Below are 20427 nucleotides of genomic sequence, written 5' to 3'. Positions count from 1 at the left end.
CCCTATTATATAGGAGAAAAAATATTTTCAAGTGCAGTAATAACAGAATATTAACTATCATATTCATTACCTTTTATATATGTAAACGTTCTTTTATTGGTGCAAACACACAAAAACCGCCGATTATTCGGCGGTTTTGTCGTACTTACTCAGTTTATATTGAAGAGTTTGACGCGGAATACCTAACATTTTTGCTGCTTGCAAAATATTTCCTTCCGTTTCAATCAACGCTTGGTCTATTAATTCCTTTTCTGTTTGATGAAGAGCTTCCCGAAGCGGTAATATACTTTTCTTCTTTGGAAGTTTCTCTTTCTTAAATATACGAGGTAAACAATTTGCGGTTAATGCATTTCCTTCCGCAATAATGACAGCATGTTCAATTGTATGTTTTAACTCACGAACATTTCCAGGCCATTGATAAGCTTGTAGTCTTTCTTTCGCTTCCTTATCAATTTGAAGTACACCTTTTTTATAGCTTTTATTATATTCTTTCAAGAAATAAGAAGCTAATAGTAATACATCCTCAGTTCTTTCACGTAGTGGCGGGATATATAATGAAAACACATTTAATCTATAATATAAATCAGTGCGAATTTTATTTTCTCGTAAACATACTTCTGGCGGCTGATTCATCGCGGTAATCACGCGAACATCTACTTTCCTCGTCTTATTATCACCGATTCGTCTAATGACTCCATCCTCTAATACACGTAGCATTTTCGCTTGTAAATCGAGCGGCATTGAATTCAGTTCATCTAAAAATAATGTTCCTCCATCTACAAGTTCAAATAAGCCTGCCCGTTCAATCGCCCCTGTATAGCTACCTTTTGTCGTTCCAAACAGTAAGCTTTCTAATAGTGATTCTGGTAAAGCTGCACAGTTTTGTGCAATAAATGGCTTGTTTTTTCTTTTAGAAGCTTCATGAATTGCTTGCACGAACAGTTCTTTTCCTGTTCCCGTTTCACCATATATTAAAACGTTTGCATCTGTTGGCGCTACTTTTTGCGCTAACTCTTTCGTCTGTTTAAAGCGAGAATCATTTGTCACTATCGTCTCAAATGCAGCATGCTTTTTAATCACTTTTTTTCTAGACGATCGCTTTATTTTCGACTGTAAATCGACAATGGTATCAGTTAGCTTTTGAATTGTAGAGTAGTCTTTCGCAATTTCAACAGCACCAGCAATATTCCCATCTATAAAAATAGGTAACGTCGTATTTACGGTACAAACATCTTCTCCATTTAAATTTTGATAATGTTGCACTTGATGTACAATTGGTTTTTTTGTATCTAAAACTTTCATCAATGTACTCGTTTCCCTAGTTAAAGATGGGAACGCCTCTAACAAATGCTTTCCTAACACTTTTTCAATTTTGGATCCATCGTGTTTCGCAGCAACTGTATTATAAAAAATTGTAATACCATTTTCATCTACTGCGTGTATAGCCTCATCAATACTGCCCAAAATCGCTTCAATGACTTCTTGTGTCGAAACTGCTAGCAATGTCATCCCCCCTTTTGCCGAAAATTCAGCAAATACTATGCCGAATTTCCGGCATACCTATGTGCGATTATAAGCATGACGATTCCGTTCTAATATTTTGATGAAATTTATTTTTGATTAGATAACGTAAAACTTTAATTAGTCGGGCTTTTACGAGCAGCCAGATTCCCACCTAACTTTTTTACTTTACAGCCGAATTTTGAGGCGGGAGCCTTCATGCTTTTGAATAGCTAGATAAATCTTTTACCCATATATTCATATCTTCCAACTTATCGAAAATGTAGCAATTGTTCGCCAGTCTTCCTGTATATGTATAGCCTAACTGATGAAAGGCAGCATTCATACCGAAAGATAGCGATCGAGCAATTGTATAGGAACAGAAAATAGATTTTTCTTGAAGCTCTTCTTCTAACTTAATGAGCAAACTTTTCATAAACCCATGTTTACGATATTCAGGTAAAGTAGCACAATTCGTTAATTCTGCATTGCCTTCCTTTACGTTCATTTCTGCAGACGCTGTACTAATGATTTTCCCCTCGAATTCATATACGTAGTAAATTGTATCGTCTTCTTTCATCGTCTGTAATACATAACTCGCTTCATTTAAAGGTGTCGGATACACTTCAAATACTTTTCCAAAGACAGTTGCTAATTCTTCTGCATCTTCTTCAGTCGCTTTTCTTAACAGAAATTTCTCCGGGACTACTTTTTCTTTTACTTCTTTTGCTTTTACACCACTTAAAATAGTATCTTCCTCAGACCAATGAATACTATTTCGTCTTTCATCATTATTATATTTCACAAAGAAGTATGCATCGTGTCCTTGAAAATAATGAGGTATCGTCGCTTCCAATAAGAAACCGAAAGAGAGCCATGTTGAAACATGCTCTCCCTTTCCTTTAATAATACATTTAGTGAAAGAATGTTTCTTTGCTAGTCCGTCAATTGTCTGTATAATACTTTCAACATTTCCTGTATAGTGATCTATTCGAATACGTTTATTAAAATAATCTAAAACTCCTTCTACTGTATGGCAATTTGTCTGCTCTCTAAAAGATTCATAGTATTTCATTTTTTCACCTCACACCAATCTAGTAATGTACATGCAATAATTTTTGCGGCAGCTATCATTTTATCAATTTCTATATATTCGTTTGGATAGTGTGCTACTTTCGTCTCTCCCGGACCAAATACTATCGTTGGTACACCTGAGATTTGTGTAAATAAACCTCCATCAGTCCCCCACGGAGATGCTTCAATCATTGGTTCCTTCCCTTCAATTTCAACAAAGTTATGCTGAAGTGTTGTAATTAACTCATGGTTTTCTTCTAGTTCACCAGGAACCCATCTCGCTCCAAACCATTCTACTTCTACTGGATTTTCAACAAACCAATTGTCCACATCATGTAATTCAGCGATCCAACTCTCAAACTCTTCTTTTGCTGCCTCTATAGTCTCATTCGGCGCAATACCATATCTTCCTTCTAAAATTAACGAATCAGGAACAGAACTTGGCCAGCTACCACCTTCAATTTTTCCAATATTAATTGGAATTGGAATCGGAATTCCTTTAAATAACGGATCAGTAATTCGACCATTTCTCTTCTCTTCTAATTTTCTCAAATGATCTATAACAAACATGCTTTTTTCAATTGCACTTACTCCTTCATAACGTGTACCACCGTGTGCAGCTTTCCCTTTTACATGTAGACGGAACCACATTGACCCTTGTTGCTTCGGGAAAAACTTCATATTAGTCGGTTCTGGAATAATGACACCATCTGCCTTATATCCTCGTAATATAGTCGCTAATGTCCCTGCCCCGCCACTTTCTTCTTCTATGACACTTTGAAAATATATATCTCCTTTTAATTCAACACCAGATTCAATGATCGCTTCCATCGCAAGCATAAGTGCGACATTGCCGCCTTTCATATCCGTCGTTCCGCGGCCATATATACGATTCCCTATTTTCTCACCACTATATGGGTGATGGTCCCATTGATTCACATCGCCTTCTGGTACTACATCAATATGCCCATTTAATATCATAGATTTTCCATCGCCGCTTCCTTTTAAAGTTGCCACAATGTTCGGGCTGTCTGAAAAACTTGTACGTGGTGATACAAAATAAGGATGATCTTTCATTTTAGAAAAAGATGGTTCCCAAATATCAAGATCTAAACCTAGCTCACGTAATTTTTCAATCACAATTGCCTGCGCACCACTTTCATCACCAGATACGCTTTTTTCTTGAATTAACCGTGTTAAAAATTTCACACTTTCCTCTTCATGACTCTCAATATAATCACAAACTTGCTTTTTTAATTGCTTCATATATTACATCTCCCTCATTCAATAACTAGTAAGTTAGAGCCAATTTGAAACTCAGCTTCCGTATGTCGCTTTATATCTTCTACTGTATACGGGCTCATTAATTCTTGTAAAATGAGTCCACTCGAAGTCACTTCCATAACCGCCATATCTGTAATAATTAAATCTACACATTTCTTTGACGTTAATGGCAATGTACACTCTGAAACAATTTTTGCATTTCCGTATTTATCAACATGATTCATCACAACAACGACACGCTTCGCTTTTTGTGCTAAATCCATCGCTCCCCCAATACCGGGCACACGTTTCCCTGGTACAATCCAGTTTGCTAAATCTCCATTCTCACTCACTTGTAATGAACCAAGAATCGTTATATCTAGTAAACCTTTTCGAATCATCCCAAACGCAGTGCAGCTATCAAAATAACTCGCTCCTGTAATAAGAGAAGTCGGTAAACCTGCTGCATTACATAAATTTTCGTCTTCATTCCCTTTACTTGGCGTTGGCCCCATACCGACGATTCCATTTTCTGCATGAAACATTACATTTATATCGTCAGGCAAATGATTCGGTACAAGCGATGGAATGCCAATACCTAAATTTACAATCATGCCATTTTGTATTTCTTTCGCCGCACGCCTAGCAATCTTATCTCTCACTTCTACGCCCATACCCATTTCCAATTCACTCCTTCCGACGGTACGATATAATTTACGAAAACACCTGGAACGACAATTTCCTCAGGATCTAAACTTCCAAGTGGAACAATTTCTTCTGCTTCTACAATCGTTATGTCCCCAGCCATAGCAACATGAGGATTCATATTCCGCGCACTTTTGTCGAATACAAGATTACCAAACGGATCAGCTTTTTTCGCATAAACAATCGCAACTTCAGCAGTTAATGCAGTTTCAACTAAGTATGTCTTGCCATTCATTTCGACTGTTCGTTTTCCATCTTCTACAATCGTATCAACACCAACATCAACTAAAACACCACCAAGCCCTACGCCTCCAGCGCGAATACGCTCTGCTAATGTTCCTTGCGGGGAAAACTCAATTTGTAATCGTCCTTCATTTAACTGTCTTCCTGCATTTGGATTTGAACCAATATGGGAAGTAACTAAAGACTTAACCCGTTCATTTGTAACAAGACGACCGATTCCTACATCAGGAAAGCCCGTGTCATTTCCTATTAAATTTAAATTTGTAACTCCCTTTTCTAAAATAGCCTGTATTAAAGTTGGAGGGGATCCAATCCCCCCAAACCCTCCAAACATTAATGTCATATCATCATGGAACAAAGAAATTACTTCCTCTATCTCTTTTAATTTATTGAATGTATTTGTAATTGTTGTCATACGATACTATGCCCTCCTTTTTGCATCATCTCTTCTACACTTTTTGCAAAAATTGAAAGTAATTCATCTAACTCGGAATATGTAGTTGTCATCGGCGGTGCCACAAGCAGTGCGCTATCTTCTTTTCCTGCTTGCCCTGAAACAGCTTGGTATAAAAGAAGACCATTTTTAGCTGCAACCGAAATAAGCTCCGAAGCTTTTGTAAACGGTTGCAATTCTATTCCGATCAGCAACCCTTTTCCACGCACATCCGCAATAATTGTCGATTGTTGCTGAACTTTCTGTAGTCCCTTAATTAAATATTCTCCCTTTTCCGCTGTTTTTTCAGGTAGATTATGTTTCTCCATGTATTCAATAACAGCTAGAGCCGTTGCTGCAGATAATGGATTTGCACTTAGCGTATGACCACTCATAACAGAACGTGACCCACGTAAAATCGGCTCCATAACTCGGTCACTAACAATCGTCGCAGCCATTGGTGTATATCCCGCTCCTAATCCCTTACCAAGCGTCATAATATCCGGTTCTACACCCCAATGCTCCATCGCAAACCATGCACCAGTACGACCAAGCCCAGTCATTACTTCATCCGCAATGAATAAAATATCGTAATGACTACAAATATCTTTAATCACTTTATAATATTCTTTCGGCGGTACAACCGCACCGCCAGCTGCTCCGATAATCGGTTCAGCAATAAAAGCTGCAATATGCTCCGCACCAATTCTTTCAATTGATCTTTCTAGTTCAGTTGCACAAGCAAGCTGACAAGTTGGATATACCTTTTGTACAGGGCACCTGAAACAATATGGGGCTGGAATAGTTGGATAATCTTCCAAAATAGATACGAAACGTTGTCTGCGCAGCGGATGCCCAGACATTGATAAGGCTCCCATCGTAATACCGTGATAGCTCATCCAGCGTGACAAAATTTTATGTTTCCCTTGAATACCGCGCTCCTGAAAATGCTGAATTGCAATTTTCATAGCTGTTTCATTTGCTTCCGTACCACTATTTACGAAAAAGCTCCAGTTCAAATCTCCTACACTTAAATCACTTAACTTCTTCGCTAGTTTTTCAGCTGGTTCACTCGTAAACTGTGATCTATATACGAAAGCAATCTCCTCTGCTTGCTTTTTAATAACATCTGCAATCTCCTTTACGCCATGTCCAATACCTGCCGTAATTGCTCCTGACGAACCATCAAAATATTTATTTCCGTTCTGGTCATACAAATATACACCTTTTCCATGTGAAATCATTGGATACGGCTGACCAACAAGTGGTTTAATTAAGTAATCGCGCATAGCGCTCCCCCATTTCTTCAATTTGTATATGTATATGAAGAAAATTGACGTTTCTTTCATAAAAAAGAATCCTCTGCACAAGCAGTGAATTTATCAAAATACTATTATAAAATATACAAATGAGTGCTAATAAATGTTTTGAAAACAGAAAATTCAGAACTTAAAACGAAGACCAATCCTTATCTGTACGCTCAAATAACCCTCCCTTATATAAAAGTAACGTATTACTAAATGTTTTCCTAACATAATGCCAGCTTCCCTCAAATGCCGACATTGTGTAAACTTCGACGGAACTCCCTTTAAACTCCTTCCTATTATCCTACTTTAAATTGCATATTTCCAAAAAAATTTCGACAATTATCTCGCCGCAATGATAACAATCTTTTTATAGAAACTAATTTTCCACATTTAATATTTTCAGTTTATACATAAAAAAAGAACCGATTAACCACATTAATCAGTTCGGCACGACGCTCTTTTATCAATATTACTGGGACTCGCTAAAATAAATCAAAAAACCATACGTTTTACGAATTCAACAGTCATATAACGATTTTTCACACAAATTCCTTCATAACTTCATTCACAATCATAATCGGGATATCCCCATCCCAAGGTGCCACTCCTTCCACCGAAGTTAAACTACCTTTCCTTTATAAATTATGTAGGACAATTATCCCTTTGTATGTGTGTTTGCCTATAAATTAAAAAATCCCTTTACTAAAAATTTTTTATACATGTATTCGATACGTTGATTGAAATGCCCTTATAATTTAGTCTTTTTATATTTTTATTACTCCTAGTAAATATAAGCTTCTATTCAACTTAACTAACTCCATATACAACTCTTTTAGCACCACTTTACTAGCCAATAATACTCAGACATACTTCTCCCAAAATATATTTTTAATCTTTTACTTTTCCCATTCAGAAATACAAGTTTTTCGCATAACCTCTTTCTCACTTCGCATATAGTTTTAATGATGACAAAGGAGGAATGTGCATGTCTCAATCTGAAATCGAAAAATATGGACAAGAAGCTGTACGTTACGATCAGCTCGCCCGTTACTATCAATATAGCAATCCCAAAAAATATGTAGAACTATATATGAAGTATTACGATGCACTTACAAAACTTGTACAGGCATATGAAAAAAGAGATTCACAAGAAGCCGCTTTACCGTCACATATAAGAATTTTTCATTCTGCTCCAAACACGCCTGCGGTTGACATTTTAGTAAATGGACAAAAGGTAATCAAAAACATTTCATTTAAGCAATTTAGCCCCTATTTATCATTAGTGCAAGGTAAATATCGCATTGATATCGTCCCTGTCGGGAACGAAACTCCAATTTTTTCAGCTTTAGTACCGATAATGGGAAATCATACGTATACACTTGCCGCAATAAATAGTGATAATCACCTACAATTACAACCTATACTTGATAATACACATATACCATCTGGGCAAGCCAAAATTCGATTTATGCATTTTTCTCCAGATACCCCTGTTGTTAACGTAGATTTAAAAGGTGGAGATCATTTATTTGAAAATGTGCTCTTTAAACAAATAACAGATTTTTTACAAGTTAGCCCTGGTACAGCAGATATTGAAGTTTCACTCGCAGATAATAAAAAAATCCTGTTAACTTTACCTAAATTCGATGTTGAACCGAATATAATTTATACCATTTCAATAGTAGGTTATTCAACTAAAGACCCTAAATTAGAAGCCGTTATACTTACAAATTAAAACAGTCTACACCATTTATTTGGTGTAGACTGTTTACTTTTGAAATGCAATTTGAAATTCTGTCCAATCGCTATCTGAACGACACATAATGGACCCGTTATGTTTTTCTACAATTTGTTTACATACAAATAACCCAATACCAGTTCCTAATTTTTTAGTAGTTACAAATGGTTCAAAAATCGTTTCTACATTTTCAGCTGGAATCATCGGTCCATTATTTTTTATCACAATTCGAATAGCTTGCTCTTCTTCAAAAACATCAATGATAATTTTCCGCTCTTCTTTCATTGCTTCCATAGCGTCAATTGAGTTCATTAAAATATTTAAAAATACTTGCCTCACTTCACTCCGATAACCAACAAGTGGTATTGGATACGGCAAATTCTTTTCAATCGAAACATTTGCATTAACCAAACTCGGATATAAGAACTGTATAATATCTTGGAACAAGTCATTAAGCCAAAAACGTTCCGATTCATTCCACATTTCTTTTTTCGAAACGAGTAAAAATTGCGAGATTCGAAAATTTAATTGATCTAATTCATGCGAAATGATATCTAAATACGATAAACTCGGATGGTCTGCCTTTAATAATTTGACAAATCCCATAATTGAAGTAAGCGGATTACGAAATTCATGTACAAAACTAGCTGACATTTGTCCTAAAATCGTCAGCCTTTCTTTATGTGTTTCATTAATATATTGCTGTTTTTCCTCTAAATTCCTCGATATAATTTCCGAGTATTTTAAAACGGTATAATAAATTAATTTGTCAAAACAAGTATGTATTTTGGCCATAATTGGTTTCAATTCACGAGCGCTAACATCTAATTCACACATCGCTTCAAAAAGTTCATTTCTTCCCACATTTGCATTATAAACAAAGTCTCCAATATTCGCATCTGCTCCTGCTCGTTCAATTGCGATTTTCTCGCATAATGGTTGAAGATAATTTATATCTTTATCTTCCATAGTAAGTTCGATTATTAACTCTAATAAATCCTCTCCATTTTGAACTACTTCTAGTTTAAATGGATCTTTTTCGGAAATTATCATTTTGTTTTTCCAGTTCTCTACGAATTGGTGCCTGTTGTTTTTCAAGTGTGAACAAAATACTTCTTTAATATCCTTATCGATTGGAAAAACCTCCATTCACTCCATTTCCATACGACGAATACCCTTTATATTTTGAATATTAACACAAAAAATATGTTTCGTTAATAGATTATTGTCACATTTTGTTAATTTCTGTTGATAAAATTATTTTTTTCTTTCTTATTTAATTATTTATATTCAAATCTCTCTTTTTCCTTCTCATTTTTTTAATTATTTCCGTATTCAAAACGACTTTTTTTGCATCATTTTTAATTCTTGCGTACAATAGGAAGTGAAAGGTGTGAAAAATATGGTAAATAAAAATGTGGAAGACTATCTCCAAGAAGGCATTTATGGCCAAAAGCAAAACAAACCAGAAGAACGTAATATGTATTTAACTACATTACGTGAGCGCGTAGAAATCGCTTTAACTATCGGTCAAGTAATGCAAAGTAATGTATATACTGAAGTAGCAAGTAGCATACGCTCTTCTCAATCATTACAAATCCTCCTAAACGGTGGCATTGCTTACCCACATTTATCAAAATACATTAAATTAGCAAACGAAAAAAATATTCCTTTTACAATTGTTCAAAATAAAGATACAGCAACACCAATCGGTTTAGTATTATCTCATAGCACAGCTGTAGATAAAGAACAAATTTATGTAGAAGATGCTATTTTCAAACAAGAAATGAAGTAAAATAAAAGGTACACTTAATTAAACAAGTGTACCTTTTGCTTTATTTTTTAATACACACTAATTTCATTTCTGTCATTTCTTCAATTGCATATTTAATTCCTTCACGACCCGTGCCACTTTCTTTCACACCACCGTAAGGCATATGATCTACTCTAAACGTTGGAATATCATTAATCATAACCCCACCAACCTCTAACTCATCAATTGCACGCATCGCTTTAAATAAGTTATTTGTAAATACGCCTGCTTGTAAACCGTAACGTGAATGATTTACTTTCTCTATCGCCTCATCAAATTCTTTAAATGTATTTACTGTCATAACTGGACCAAATACTTCTTGGCACTGTACAGATACATGCTCTGGAACATTTGTTAATACAGTTGGTTCGAAAATTCTTTCATCACGCTTCTTACCACCGTATAAAACAGTTGCTCCTTCCTTAATTGCTTCTTGCACCCACATTTCAATTCGCTTTACATCTTTTTTCGAAATTAAAGCTGATACATCCGTTTCCTCATTCATTGGATCACCAACAACAACAGTTTCCATCGCTTTCTTTAGCTTCGAAAGAAATTCATCCATTCTCTTTTCGTGTACAAACACACGTTGTACCGAAATACAAACTTGTCCATTATTAACAAATGCGCCCCATTTCACGCGTTCCATTATCTCATCAGTTAACTCTACATCTTCATCAATAATAACGGCAGCATTGGATCCTAATTCCAACGTAACTCGTTTTAATCCAGCCTTTTCCTTTATTCCGATTCCGACTTTCGGACTTCCGGTAAAAGTAATGGACGCAACATCATCATTTTTAACAATTGCCTCGCCAACAGTTGCACCAGGACCAGAAATGATATTCAAAGCTCCCTTTGGCAACCCTGCTTCTTCAAATAATTCAACTAATGCGTAAGAAGATAATGGCGTTTGATCAGCTGGTTTTAACACAACTGTGTTTCCGGCAGCAATTGCAGGGCCCACTTTATGCGCTACTAAATTTAACGGAAAGTTAAATGGCGTAATAGCTCCTATAACCCCAATTGGTTTGCGAATCGTATAGGCAATCCGCCCATCTGCACCAGGTGCTGCGTCAAGTGGCAATGTTTCACCATATATACGCTTCGCTTCTTCTGCTGCAAATTTATATGTTAGAACAGTACGATCTACTTCTCCCCTTGCAGCACGTATTGGTTTTGCAGCCTCTTTTGCAATAATTTCTGCAAACTCTTCTCTTCTTTCATCCATTATTTGCGCAACCTTCTCTAAAATAGTTGCCCGATCGTATGCTGTTAATGTATTCATTTTTTTCATTGCATTTTTTGCAGAAGTAACAGCCTCTTGAACATCTTCTTCCGTTCCTTGTGCAATTTCCGCTAACGTTTCTTCAGAGTATGGTGCATATAATGGTTTATACGTGTTTACTGACTTCCAATCTCCATTTATATATAAATGCTTTTTCATCTTTCTTCCCCTTCCAAATATATGTATAAAATAATACTTCATCTAGTGAAAGGTCTGACTTATGTAATTGTATCATAGCCCGTATTCCTCCAAAAACATTATGCTCAAAAAAACTCTGCTATATAGCAGAGTTTACGAGCTAATTTGCTCTTGTAAAGAAATTTGTTTTTCATCTTCTAAAACGACAATCGATTCTACTGTTTTTGTAACTTCTAACCTTTTAATATAGCGCCCGTCTAATTCTTTCACACAAAACTTATAATTTTCAATTTCAATGGAATCCTCTTCAGCAATCTCTATATTCTTCGTTAATATCCAACCACCAATTGTATCAACACCATCATCATCAATCGCTAGACCAAATAACGTATTCACTTCACTAACGAGTACTTTTCCCTCTAGTATCGTCTTTGTTTCACTAACTTGTTGAATTTCTGGCTGTTCATCCGTATCAAACTCATCCTGAATATCTCCTACAATTTCCTCTAAAATATCTTCAACAGTAACAAGTCCAGATGTACCACCATATTCATCTATCAATATAGCAATATGTGTTCTTTCTTTTTGCATTTTTAAAAACAAATCATGAATTGGAATAGAATCAATAACTAAAATAATTGGTCTAACATATTGCTCTACTGTCTTTTTATTAACAGCTTTATGCTGTACAAACTCAGTAAAAATATCTTTAAAATTTACAAAACCTATTACGTGGTCTTTGTCGCCATCAACAACTGGATACCTTGTATATTTTTCACGAGACATTTTTTGCAAAGCTTCTTCAGCGGGCATTTCTTTACTTATAATATTCATTTCAGTTCGAGGTACCATTATTTCTTTTGCAATCCGATCATCAAATTCAAAAATTTTATTTACATATTTATATTCAGATTGATTAATTTCACCATTTTTGTAACTTTCTGAAACTAATAACCGTAATTCTTCTTCCGAATGAACCTCATCATGCCCTTTCGGCGGTTTCAGCCCTAGCAGCTTCGTAATGATTCGAGCTGAACCATTTAATAGCCAAATGAATGGGAATGCAATATGATAAAAGAAAATTAACGGCTTAGAAACAAGCAAACTCACTTGTTCAGATTTTTGAATTGCAACTGTTTTTGGGGCCAATTCCCCTATTACAACATGTAAAAAAGTAATTAACAAAAATACTAAAATTACAGCAAAAATATCTGCGAGCTGAGTAGATATTTTCCAATTTGCAAAAAGCGTGTCAAATATTTGCTTTAGCGCAGGTTTACCAAACCACCCAATTCCAAGAGCTGTAACTGTTATTCCTAACTGGCAAGCCGATAAATATTCGTCTAAGTTTGTAATGACTGTTTTGACAGAAGTTGCACGATTATTTCCCTCTGCAATTAAATTGTCAATTCGTGAACTCCTCACTTTAACAATTGCAAATTCTGCTGCAACGAAAAATGCCGTTAAGGCAATTAAAACAATCACTATACTTATACTATATATGTCCAAATACTTTTCCTTACTTACATTGTAAGCAAGGAAGCCACCTCCTACTTAATTTTATTCAAGTGAAGTAAGCATTCTAATACTCTAACAAAATTCTACATTAGCAACCACCTTTTTATATATTATATGCATACATAAAAAAGATATTTATCATTATGATAATCTAATTCATTTCCCCTCGTCAAATCAAATTATTCTAAATCTTAAGATGAATCATTTTTATATAAACGATATATTCTTCACAACTTAATTTCGTGAAAAAACACTTTCTTTGCCGATTCCACACTTCTTTTGTCATACCGGAAGGGAACTTACTTCATAGATCGAAATCATTCAACAGGATATATATAGGAGGGATTATTTTGGAATATAAAACACCATTTATCGCAAAAAAGTTAGGTGTTAGCCCCAAGGCTGTTGTCCGGATTGCACAACAATTAAATCTTACGATAGAAAAAAATAAATATGGTCACTTTATTTTCAAACAAGATGATGTAGATCAAATGTTAGAATACCATCGTTCTCAAATTGAGCATTCGCAAAACTCTCAACCTACTCAAAAAACATCATCAAATGATGTTGAAGAATTAAAAACTCAAGTAAACACAATTTTTCAAAACACATCATCAAATGACTTTGAACAATTAGCTACTCAATTACACACAATTACAAGAAGGCTAGATCGAATGGAGGAGCAAATGCAAGATAAGGCAAATGATGTCGTTACGTACCAACTTTTGCAACACCGTCGTGAAATGGAGGAAATGTTAGAACGAATCCAAAAGCTAGAAGCTTCCCTCAAAAAAGAAGAGCCCATATATATTACTCCTGATTCAAAACCAACATATGAAAGAGAAAAGAAACCGAAGCGCCGCAAAATGATTTTTAGTATATTTGGATTATGATTTTTAGACCCTTATTAAAACAATAAGGGTCATTTTTTCATGAAGGATACTGCCATATTAATATATCATTCTCTATATTATATATATTCACTTCTAATTATTTTGTTAACATAATATTCTTACTGTATTCCGCGATTAATGCCTGTGCATGAGCATTCCCTTGAATCACATCGCGAAATTCTTTTAAAGAATACAAATGCGTAACTCCTTTTCGAGCATGAATTCGCACTGGTACACCTTGTAAAGTATCATGAAACTGAAATGGATTGTCTATCGGCTCTATAGGAAAACCGAGTGTTAGTAGATACATATACATTCTTTTTGTAACTGCTGCAATATACCATTCCGCTTTCGTTTCTAACGCATGCACAAATAAAATAGCTGTTAGCCTTTTGAAATGCCCTCTCCCACGAGACGTTTTCGCAATACTTAGCTTGCCTATTTCATACACATTTTTCAAATCTTTCACTAAATCATTTTTAGAAAACGGATAGAAAAACTCAGAATTTGATTGTTCGGGTACCGTATACTTAATACACTCTACTGTACCTATATGATGCTCATCTTCTATTAATAAAAATCGTGTTGGATTTAAATTACGTTCTACGAACATTAAGTTTCTTTCTTCACAAAAATCTCCCCATAGTTGCTCGAACCAAAAATGTTCTTCCTTTGTTTGAACACGCTGGAACATATTTCCCCGCCTTTCCCATCGTCGCTCTGTTTTGATAACGCTTTCACTATCTATCATATAAGAACAAATCTTCGTATGCAACTAAAAATATTTATGACTTATTATATTCTGCAAAATGAATTAAATTCCAACTTCGTCGTCTTTTACCTCACATGTACAGTTATTCTAATAACTTATGTGTATCACTTTTCAAATTACATCCTACTTACTTCCATACAGCATATAATTCTTCTTAATCTAAAAGAAATCCTTTATGAAAAAGGATTTCTTTTACTTCTTATTATTTTTTAACCACTTCTCAAAGATTTGTACCATCCCATGTTTTCCTGCTAATTTTTCTTCTCCTTGTTTCGTCTTATATGGATATAATTGCAAAAAGACACCGCACCCAGATTCAATTTTTTTACTATGCATATGACTTCCTGGATATACACAAATAACTTCATAAATTGCCCGTCGATGAAAAACACGTTTTCCATTCTGTTCTTCTACACACTTTATAGACCAGTATTTATACATTTGCTCAGTCGCTTTCGTATTTCCAACGTGCTGAAAAATATTGTACATTGGGCTATACTTCACTTCAATAATAATAGAAGATTTATATACGTATTTCCCTTCTTCCTTTACATAACAGTCTAAGCGAATATCTGGTTTTTTTGTATCCTCGCCATTATAAAAGTTACTCCCTTTACTTAATGCAATAAGGGGGTGTGTTTCAATTAAGTCATTAAATGCAACGTGAACCTTCATATCATCTTGATGTAAAACTACTGTCGTCCCATCTTGTAACCCATCTACATAAAAATGCTCTTGTATTTGTTCACGAATGGGATTTCTAGCTTTAAAACCAATTTGCTCTAGCATGGAAATAACGATAAAAAAAGCGTAATATTCATACACCAAAAACGTTGGTTTATATACAAATAATAAAGATGGAGATTGATCTGTATATTGTGGAAGTAAGTTTAAATGCTGTAGTAATTGTTGATGTGGAATTGGTAAATCGTATGAGTTCATATTACCCGTTTCAGAAACTTCTCTCCAAAAGGGGGAATATATTAAAGTTTTAAAGTATTGTACACTTTCACGTACAATATGAGCTAATATTTTATATTCTTGTATTTTCACAGAGCTTTTACGTAAATCGGCTTCTTTTAGTAAATATATATTTTTATATTTTTGCTTCTCTCTATCAGTCACAGATCCATTACGCTCAATTGTTTGCATAATCGTTTTTACAGCTTGAAACTCTTCTAATTTTTTCTTTTTTTCTCTTTCTAATATTTCAATTGTTTGACGTAAAAAACTTTCGGCTTCAAGTAAATAATGATAAAATTGCATCGCTTTAAATTTAAGAAATGCATTTTCCCTACTATTTTTTTGTTCAATAAACTTACGATTATAATATTTCGTATAGGACTTTCTTTCCGCCATTATTGTTCCTTTTCTCGTTGCCTTCCGTTCCTTCACTTCCCATTTATATTCATGTATAAATTTTGAACTTGATTCAATCTTTTTAAAAACTTGTTTTATCTTTTTCATTTTTTGCGGCAGCTTTCTAAGTAATACTAAATAAGAAGAATCCTCAATATCACTAAGGGCAGAGAAAGTCTTTTTATAATAACCTCTATCTAAAATCAACTCATTTAAAATTGACTTTACATAGTTTTGAATCATTTCAAATTGGTCATCAAAAAAATTTTTTGGAACGATTTGAAAAGCACCATAATACGTTGTGTCTTCTATGCGAACTTCAAAATGATATAAACCACATCGCCATGGATAAAAGAATTCCGTTTTTCCATGTTCATAAATTAGTACCTTTTGTTTTTTTTCATTTATTTCGTATTGTGACTCTTTTATATTTTTCTGGCCCTCATACACTTTATTCCATATGAAAGTAATATTCATTGGACTTTCATAATGGTAATGCAATCTTATCGGTTTTAATTCTTGTACTTTGTAAATACATTGAACTAATGCTGTAGTAGATGTGCAAAGACGATTTAATAAAATATACTCCCCTTTTGCCTCTGTTCCTATGATTAACTTTAATACAAAAGGGAGCGTTTCATTCGTATCAACGATTTCTGTTTCATACCGCTCTTCATTTCGCATATCCATACAACTCCAGTTCTCTACGTTTTTCTCTTATATATGCTAAAGAGTGTTCAAATGTAGAGACTCTGTTTGCAAGTGGCGATTGCAAAAGAGGTACTAAAGTCGCTCCCCTTTTTACTTCTTCAGAAAGTAATGACCCAACCATCATTTCAGTACCTCTTAATTTCGTCAGTACACGTTGCTTTATTTGTAAATCAAAACCTTCTTCTCTGCTAATCATATAAGAATGATTATTTTGAAACGGTATATTTTGCAAATACATAGCAATTGCATTTGCACATCGAAAAGAAATTCCCTTTGACGCATCATGTGATGACAATACAACATGCAACTTATCTAATAGCTCTAACTCTTCTTCAGAAAACACTTCAATCATAGATTTCTTTCTGATCCAATTTATCCGAAATTCTCCCGCTGTTACTTTCAGAGGTGGTTGTAATACACCTTTCTCTTGTACCATGCACATCTCACAAAACGGAATTTTTTGTAACGTAATTAAATTGGTTCGGTCTAATAATCGATCAGAGAGTTCTTTCGTTGTTTCATCAAAATTCACAGTACCTACAAAGATAATATTTTCTCCAATTTCAATTGTTGATGGAATTTGGTTTTCTAATTTCTGCGCACCCTCATACAAATTCAAAATACGATTTTCCTTTTCAAGTTGAAGAACAGATAGAAATGGAGTAAACCAATGCTCAATATGTGACATGTTCATTTCATCAAAAACGATTATATACAATTGATTTTGATTTTCTTTTGCCTTCATTAACGCTCTAACTAACTTTGTTTCACTTTCAATAAAAGTACCATTTGGGTGAAGATATCCAAGTAAATCATGTGGTTCTTGATACGATGGAGAAATCGGAATCCAAACCAATTCTTCTCCATACTGTAATCCAAGTGCCTCTGCATAAGCTTGCACAAAGCGTGATTTTCCAACTCCCGGTATACCACCAAGAATCGTTAACATATTGGTTTTTACACTTATATGAAAATTATAAATATCTGTTTCGTCCAAATACATCCCTTTATTACGCACCGTACTTTGTACATACTGTAAAAAGGATGATTCACGCTCATCCCATTCCCATACTTCCTTGTGTATTTTTATATCCTCTACTTCAACTAGCTTCCCTTCTTCCGTTATTCGTTTTTTTAATAGCTCATACACTTGATCACTTACGAAATACAATTGCTCTTCTACCGCGATTTCTACATGCTTCATCCAGTCACTTAAGTCTATATATTTACATTCTCGATTTTGTTCAAAATACGCGATTGAACTAATTGATGACTTTAACAATATATTTCCATATAACCTTCCATCATGCCACAGTAATTCAGGAGACTCAAAGTCTTTTGGATATTTCGGCATAAGAAATGATAAATAACCATTACAAAGCTTTCGTTCTAAAGACTCTCTTTTTTTATTATCTGCAACTTTAGGTGCTGGAATCATTTTATAGCCAGTTGCTATTTCTCTAGGTTCTTCTGTACATATTAACTCCACGTACACATTTCCTCTTTCATAATAAAGACGAAACATAACCAATTGCTTTTCTAATTTCTTCTTCTTTAATTCTGAAAAAATCTTTTCATTCTTTTTATTGCTACATAACCCTTCAAATATATAATGTTCATTTGTAAATTGCTCTTGTAAATTAGATGGTATTGGCGATAGACATTGTACAAAAAAATTCTCTCCATTCTTCTCTCTCTCCGCTTTTATAAATTTCCCGATAAACCTCATATAGTACATTCGTTTTATAAAACTTGGCTGAAGAGCTTTATGTAATTTCATCTTAATCACCTTCTTTTTTCATACTATTCTTAGTGTATGAAAGAAAAAAAAAACTAGAAATAAAAAACCTGACGTTATCCGCCAGGTTCAAAATTAAAACGTATATTAATGAGATGGAAATGCTTTTTTCTCTTGTAAAATAGCATTGTGAGCAATTTTCATTTTAGCCAGTACATATCGTAATCGATCCTCAGCGTTTTCATCTTTATTTTGCTGCAACTCCGCTAAATTCTCAACAGAACTCGCTAAATTTTCAATTACTCCCCTTAGTTCAGGATGATGATTAAAAAAAGATTCTTGTACTAATACTTTCCTTAACTCACTAGCTAAATCAATTATTCTAGACAACTGTTCTTTTTCTTCCATTTTCATCCCTCCTGAATATCTTATGTATTAAATATTCTCTACACAAAGAAAAAAGCCCTTTAAATGAAAAGGACTTTTACATTTTTATCGTTCCAGTTATCAACAGATAAAGTGATGTGATAGCTGCGACAACAATTGCCCACATCACATATCTCTCTATACCTACAAAACAACGATTCCCTTTTTCTTTTCGTGCAAACATGTAAACGATAATCCCAATTCCATATACGATTGAAACGAGTAATAAATTCTTTAAACCCGCTGCATAAATAAGCCATACAGAATAAATAGAGGCAATTAAAGCTAACGAGCCATTTTTTACTTTTGCATCTTTTAGTTCATTTGTAATTACTAATTTGAATTGGTATAGCGCTGATAATAAATATGGTAATAATATTGATGTTGACGCAATAAAATACATAATTTGATATGTCGATTCTGAAAACAGAACAATTATAAATATAATTTGAGCAACGATATTTGAAATCCATAATGCCATGTGTGGCGTTTGCTTTTTATTGGTTTTCGTAAAGACCTTCGGAAACACGCCATCTTTTCCTGCTACGTGAGAAATTTCCGAAACAAGTAAAAACCAGCCAATTAATGTACCTACAAGTGACGCAACTAATCCAATATTAATTGCCATTGCACCCCATGGCCCAACAACATGTTCTAATACATGTCCCATTGAAGGAGTTTCTAAAACGGAAAGTTCTCCTCGCGTCATTGCTCCCATTGACAGAACAGAAATTAAAATATAAATAGACATAACTAAAATTAATCCAAGTACTGTCGCTTTTCCAACGTCCCTACTATTTTTTGCTCTTCCTGATAATACAACTGCTCCTTCAACCCCAATGAACACCCATAGCGTTACAAGCATTGTATTTTTCACTTGACCAAGAATAGCGGAAAGTGAGATTGTTCCTTCTCCCCAAAAATCATGTGTAAATGTATCCCAGCGAAACGCTGTTACCATTACGACAATAAATAATAAGATCGGAACTAATTTCCCTACTGTTGCAATAACATTCATAATGGAAGCTTCACGAATTCCAAATAAAATTAGAAAATGCAATGTCCATAGTAAAAGTGATGCACCTACGATTGACGCAACATTATTTCCACCTTTAAAAATTGGGAAGAAGTAACCTAATGTACTAAACAGTAGCATAATTGTTGCAACATTTCCTAAAATCCCTGCCAGCCAGTATCCCCAAGCACTGTTAAAACCAATATATTCACCGAATCCAGCTCGTGCATAACTATAAATTCCGCCCTCAAGCTCCGGTTTTTGTCTTGCTAACGTTTGATATACGAGCGCAAGTGGAATCATTCCCATTGCTGTAATACACCAACCAATTATCGTTGCACCACTATTTGCTCCTACTGCTAAATCATGCGGTAAACTAAAAACACCGCCACCAACCATCGTTCCAACTACTAATGCGATTAACGGAAAAAATCCTAACTTCTTTTCTATTTGTACCACCCCATCTGTCATTCTAGGTGTTATGTTCGTTCAA

Annotated in this window: 17 protein-coding genes; 3 read left to right on the top strand and 14 right to left on the bottom strand. The window is 34.5% G+C overall.

Translation table 11 applies throughout. From position 1 onward, the window contains the following. Nucleotides 1-123: 123 nt before the first annotated feature. From rocR to MHB70_RS10090, 6 genes are all read right to left on the bottom strand, one after another. On the bottom strand, nt 124-1509 hold the full coding sequence (rocR, locus tag MHB70_RS10115) for an arginine utilization transcriptional regulator RocR (RefSeq protein WP_002038616.1): 1386 nt from the start codon (nt 1507-1509) through the stop codon (nt 124-126). 208 nt (nt 1510-1717) lie between these two features. Then, nucleotides 1718-2575: a putative beta-lysine N-acetyltransferase gene (gene ablB / locus MHB70_RS10110; protein WP_061529947.1), complete on the bottom strand. Its 858-nt coding sequence runs from the start codon at nt 2573-2575 to the stop codon at nt 1718-1720. Next, complete coding sequence (locus MHB70_RS10105) at nt 2572-3840, bottom strand: peptidase (RefSeq protein ID WP_000811521.1); 1269 nt, start codon at nt 3838-3840, stop codon at nt 2572-2574. The genes ablB and MHB70_RS10105 overlap by 4 nt, the downstream gene beginning before the upstream one ends. Before the next feature lie 14 nt (nt 3841-3854). After that, entirely contained in the window at nt 3855-4517 is a 663-nt protein-coding gene (locus tag MHB70_RS10100) for a CoA transferase subunit B (protein ID WP_000525286.1), read from the bottom strand. After that, a complete protein-coding gene (gene atoD / locus MHB70_RS10095; RefSeq protein ID WP_000208114.1) occupies nt 4502-5200 on the bottom strand; it encodes an acetate CoA-transferase subunit alpha in 699 nt (232 codons plus the stop codon). Before atoD ends, MHB70_RS10100 begins: the two co-directional genes overlap by 16 nt. Then, the gene (locus tag MHB70_RS10090; RefSeq protein WP_001205888.1) at nt 5197-6507 is read right to left on the bottom strand and encodes an aspartate aminotransferase family protein; all 1311 of its coding nucleotides are present in this window, start codon (nt 6505-6507) and stop codon (nt 5197-5199) included. Before MHB70_RS10090 ends, atoD begins: the two co-directional genes overlap by 4 nt. A gap of 1003 nt (nt 6508-7510) precedes the next feature. On the opposite strand from MHB70_RS10090, the gene MHB70_RS10085 reads away from it, so the two are divergent. Then, nucleotides 7511-8260, top strand: a complete 750-nt coding sequence (locus MHB70_RS10085; RefSeq protein WP_000083271.1) for a DUF4397 domain-containing protein — start codon at nt 7511-7513, stop codon at nt 8258-8260. A 33-nt stretch (nt 8261-8293) separates the two neighbouring features. Here the strand turns inward: MHB70_RS10085 and MHB70_RS10080 are convergent, their stop codons facing one another. Further along, nucleotides 8294-9412: a BA2291 family sporulation histidine kinase gene (locus MHB70_RS10080; RefSeq protein ID WP_000451750.1), complete on the bottom strand. Its 1119-nt coding sequence runs from the start codon at nt 9410-9412 to the stop codon at nt 8294-8296. Between the two features lie 253 nt (nt 9413-9665). Here MHB70_RS10080 and MHB70_RS10075 point away from each other — a divergent pair, with 253 nt between their 5' ends. Further along, entirely contained in the window at nt 9666-10058 is a 393-nt protein-coding gene (locus MHB70_RS10075) for a YueI family protein (protein WP_000247575.1), read from the top strand. Between the two features lie 40 nt (nt 10059-10098). Here MHB70_RS10075 and MHB70_RS10070 read toward each other — a convergent pair whose 3' ends face one another. Further along, the gene (locus MHB70_RS10070) at nt 10099-11523 is read right to left on the bottom strand and encodes an aldehyde dehydrogenase family protein (RefSeq protein WP_000716471.1); all 1425 of its coding nucleotides are present in this window, start codon (nt 11521-11523) and stop codon (nt 10099-10101) included. Nucleotides 11524-11655: 132 nt separating this feature from the next. Next, nucleotides 11656-13011: a hemolysin family protein gene (locus tag MHB70_RS10065; RefSeq protein ID WP_000356238.1), complete on the bottom strand. Its 1356-nt coding sequence runs from the start codon at nt 13009-13011 to the stop codon at nt 11656-11658. A 359-nt stretch (nt 13012-13370) separates the two neighbouring features. On the opposite strand from MHB70_RS10065, the gene racA reads away from it, so the two are divergent. Beyond that, nucleotides 13371-13913 (top strand): chromosome-anchoring protein RacA, encoded by a 543-nt coding sequence (gene racA, locus MHB70_RS10060; protein WP_000456000.1) that lies wholly within the window; start codon nt 13371-13373, stop codon nt 13911-13913. Nucleotides 13914-14010: 97 nt separating this feature from the next. Here the strand turns inward: racA and MHB70_RS10055 are convergent, their stop codons facing one another. The 5 genes from MHB70_RS10055 to MHB70_RS10035 all read right to left on the bottom strand — a co-directional run bounded on the left by MHB70_RS10055 (nt 14011) and on the right by MHB70_RS10035 (nt 20405). Continuing rightward, on the bottom strand, nt 14011-14607 hold the full coding sequence (locus MHB70_RS10055) for a hypothetical protein (protein WP_000487809.1): 597 nt from the start codon (nt 14605-14607) through the stop codon (nt 14011-14013). 270 nt (nt 14608-14877) lie between these two features. Next, nucleotides 14878-16728, bottom strand: coding sequence for a hypothetical protein (locus tag MHB70_RS10050; protein WP_061529946.1), 1851 nt, complete (start codon nt 16726-16728; stop codon nt 14878-14880). Further along, complete coding sequence (locus MHB70_RS10045) at nt 16718-18535, bottom strand: AAA family ATPase (RefSeq protein WP_061529945.1); 1818 nt, start codon at nt 18533-18535, stop codon at nt 16718-16720. Before MHB70_RS10045 ends, MHB70_RS10050 begins: the two co-directional genes overlap by 11 nt. Nucleotides 18536-18640: 105 nt before the next feature. Continuing rightward, nucleotides 18641-18901 (bottom strand): hypothetical protein, encoded by a 261-nt coding sequence (locus tag MHB70_RS10040; protein ID WP_000391448.1) that lies wholly within the window; start codon nt 18899-18901, stop codon nt 18641-18643. A gap of 76 nt (nt 18902-18977) precedes the next feature. Then, a complete protein-coding gene (locus MHB70_RS10035; RefSeq protein ID WP_000129458.1) occupies nt 18978-20405 on the bottom strand; it encodes a basic amino acid/polyamine antiporter in 1428 nt (475 codons plus the stop codon). Nucleotides 20406-20427: the final 22 nt, after the last annotated feature.

The sequence above is a fragment of the Bacillus sp. FSL M7-1020 genome, from assembly GCF_038050415.1.
GTDB classification, from domain to species: domain Bacteria; phylum Bacillota; class Bacilli; order Bacillales; family Bacillaceae_G; genus Bacillus_A; species Bacillus_A toyonensis.
The sequence above is the reverse complement of the archived record's forward strand: the minus strand, read 5'-3'. Positions and strand labels throughout refer to the sequence as shown.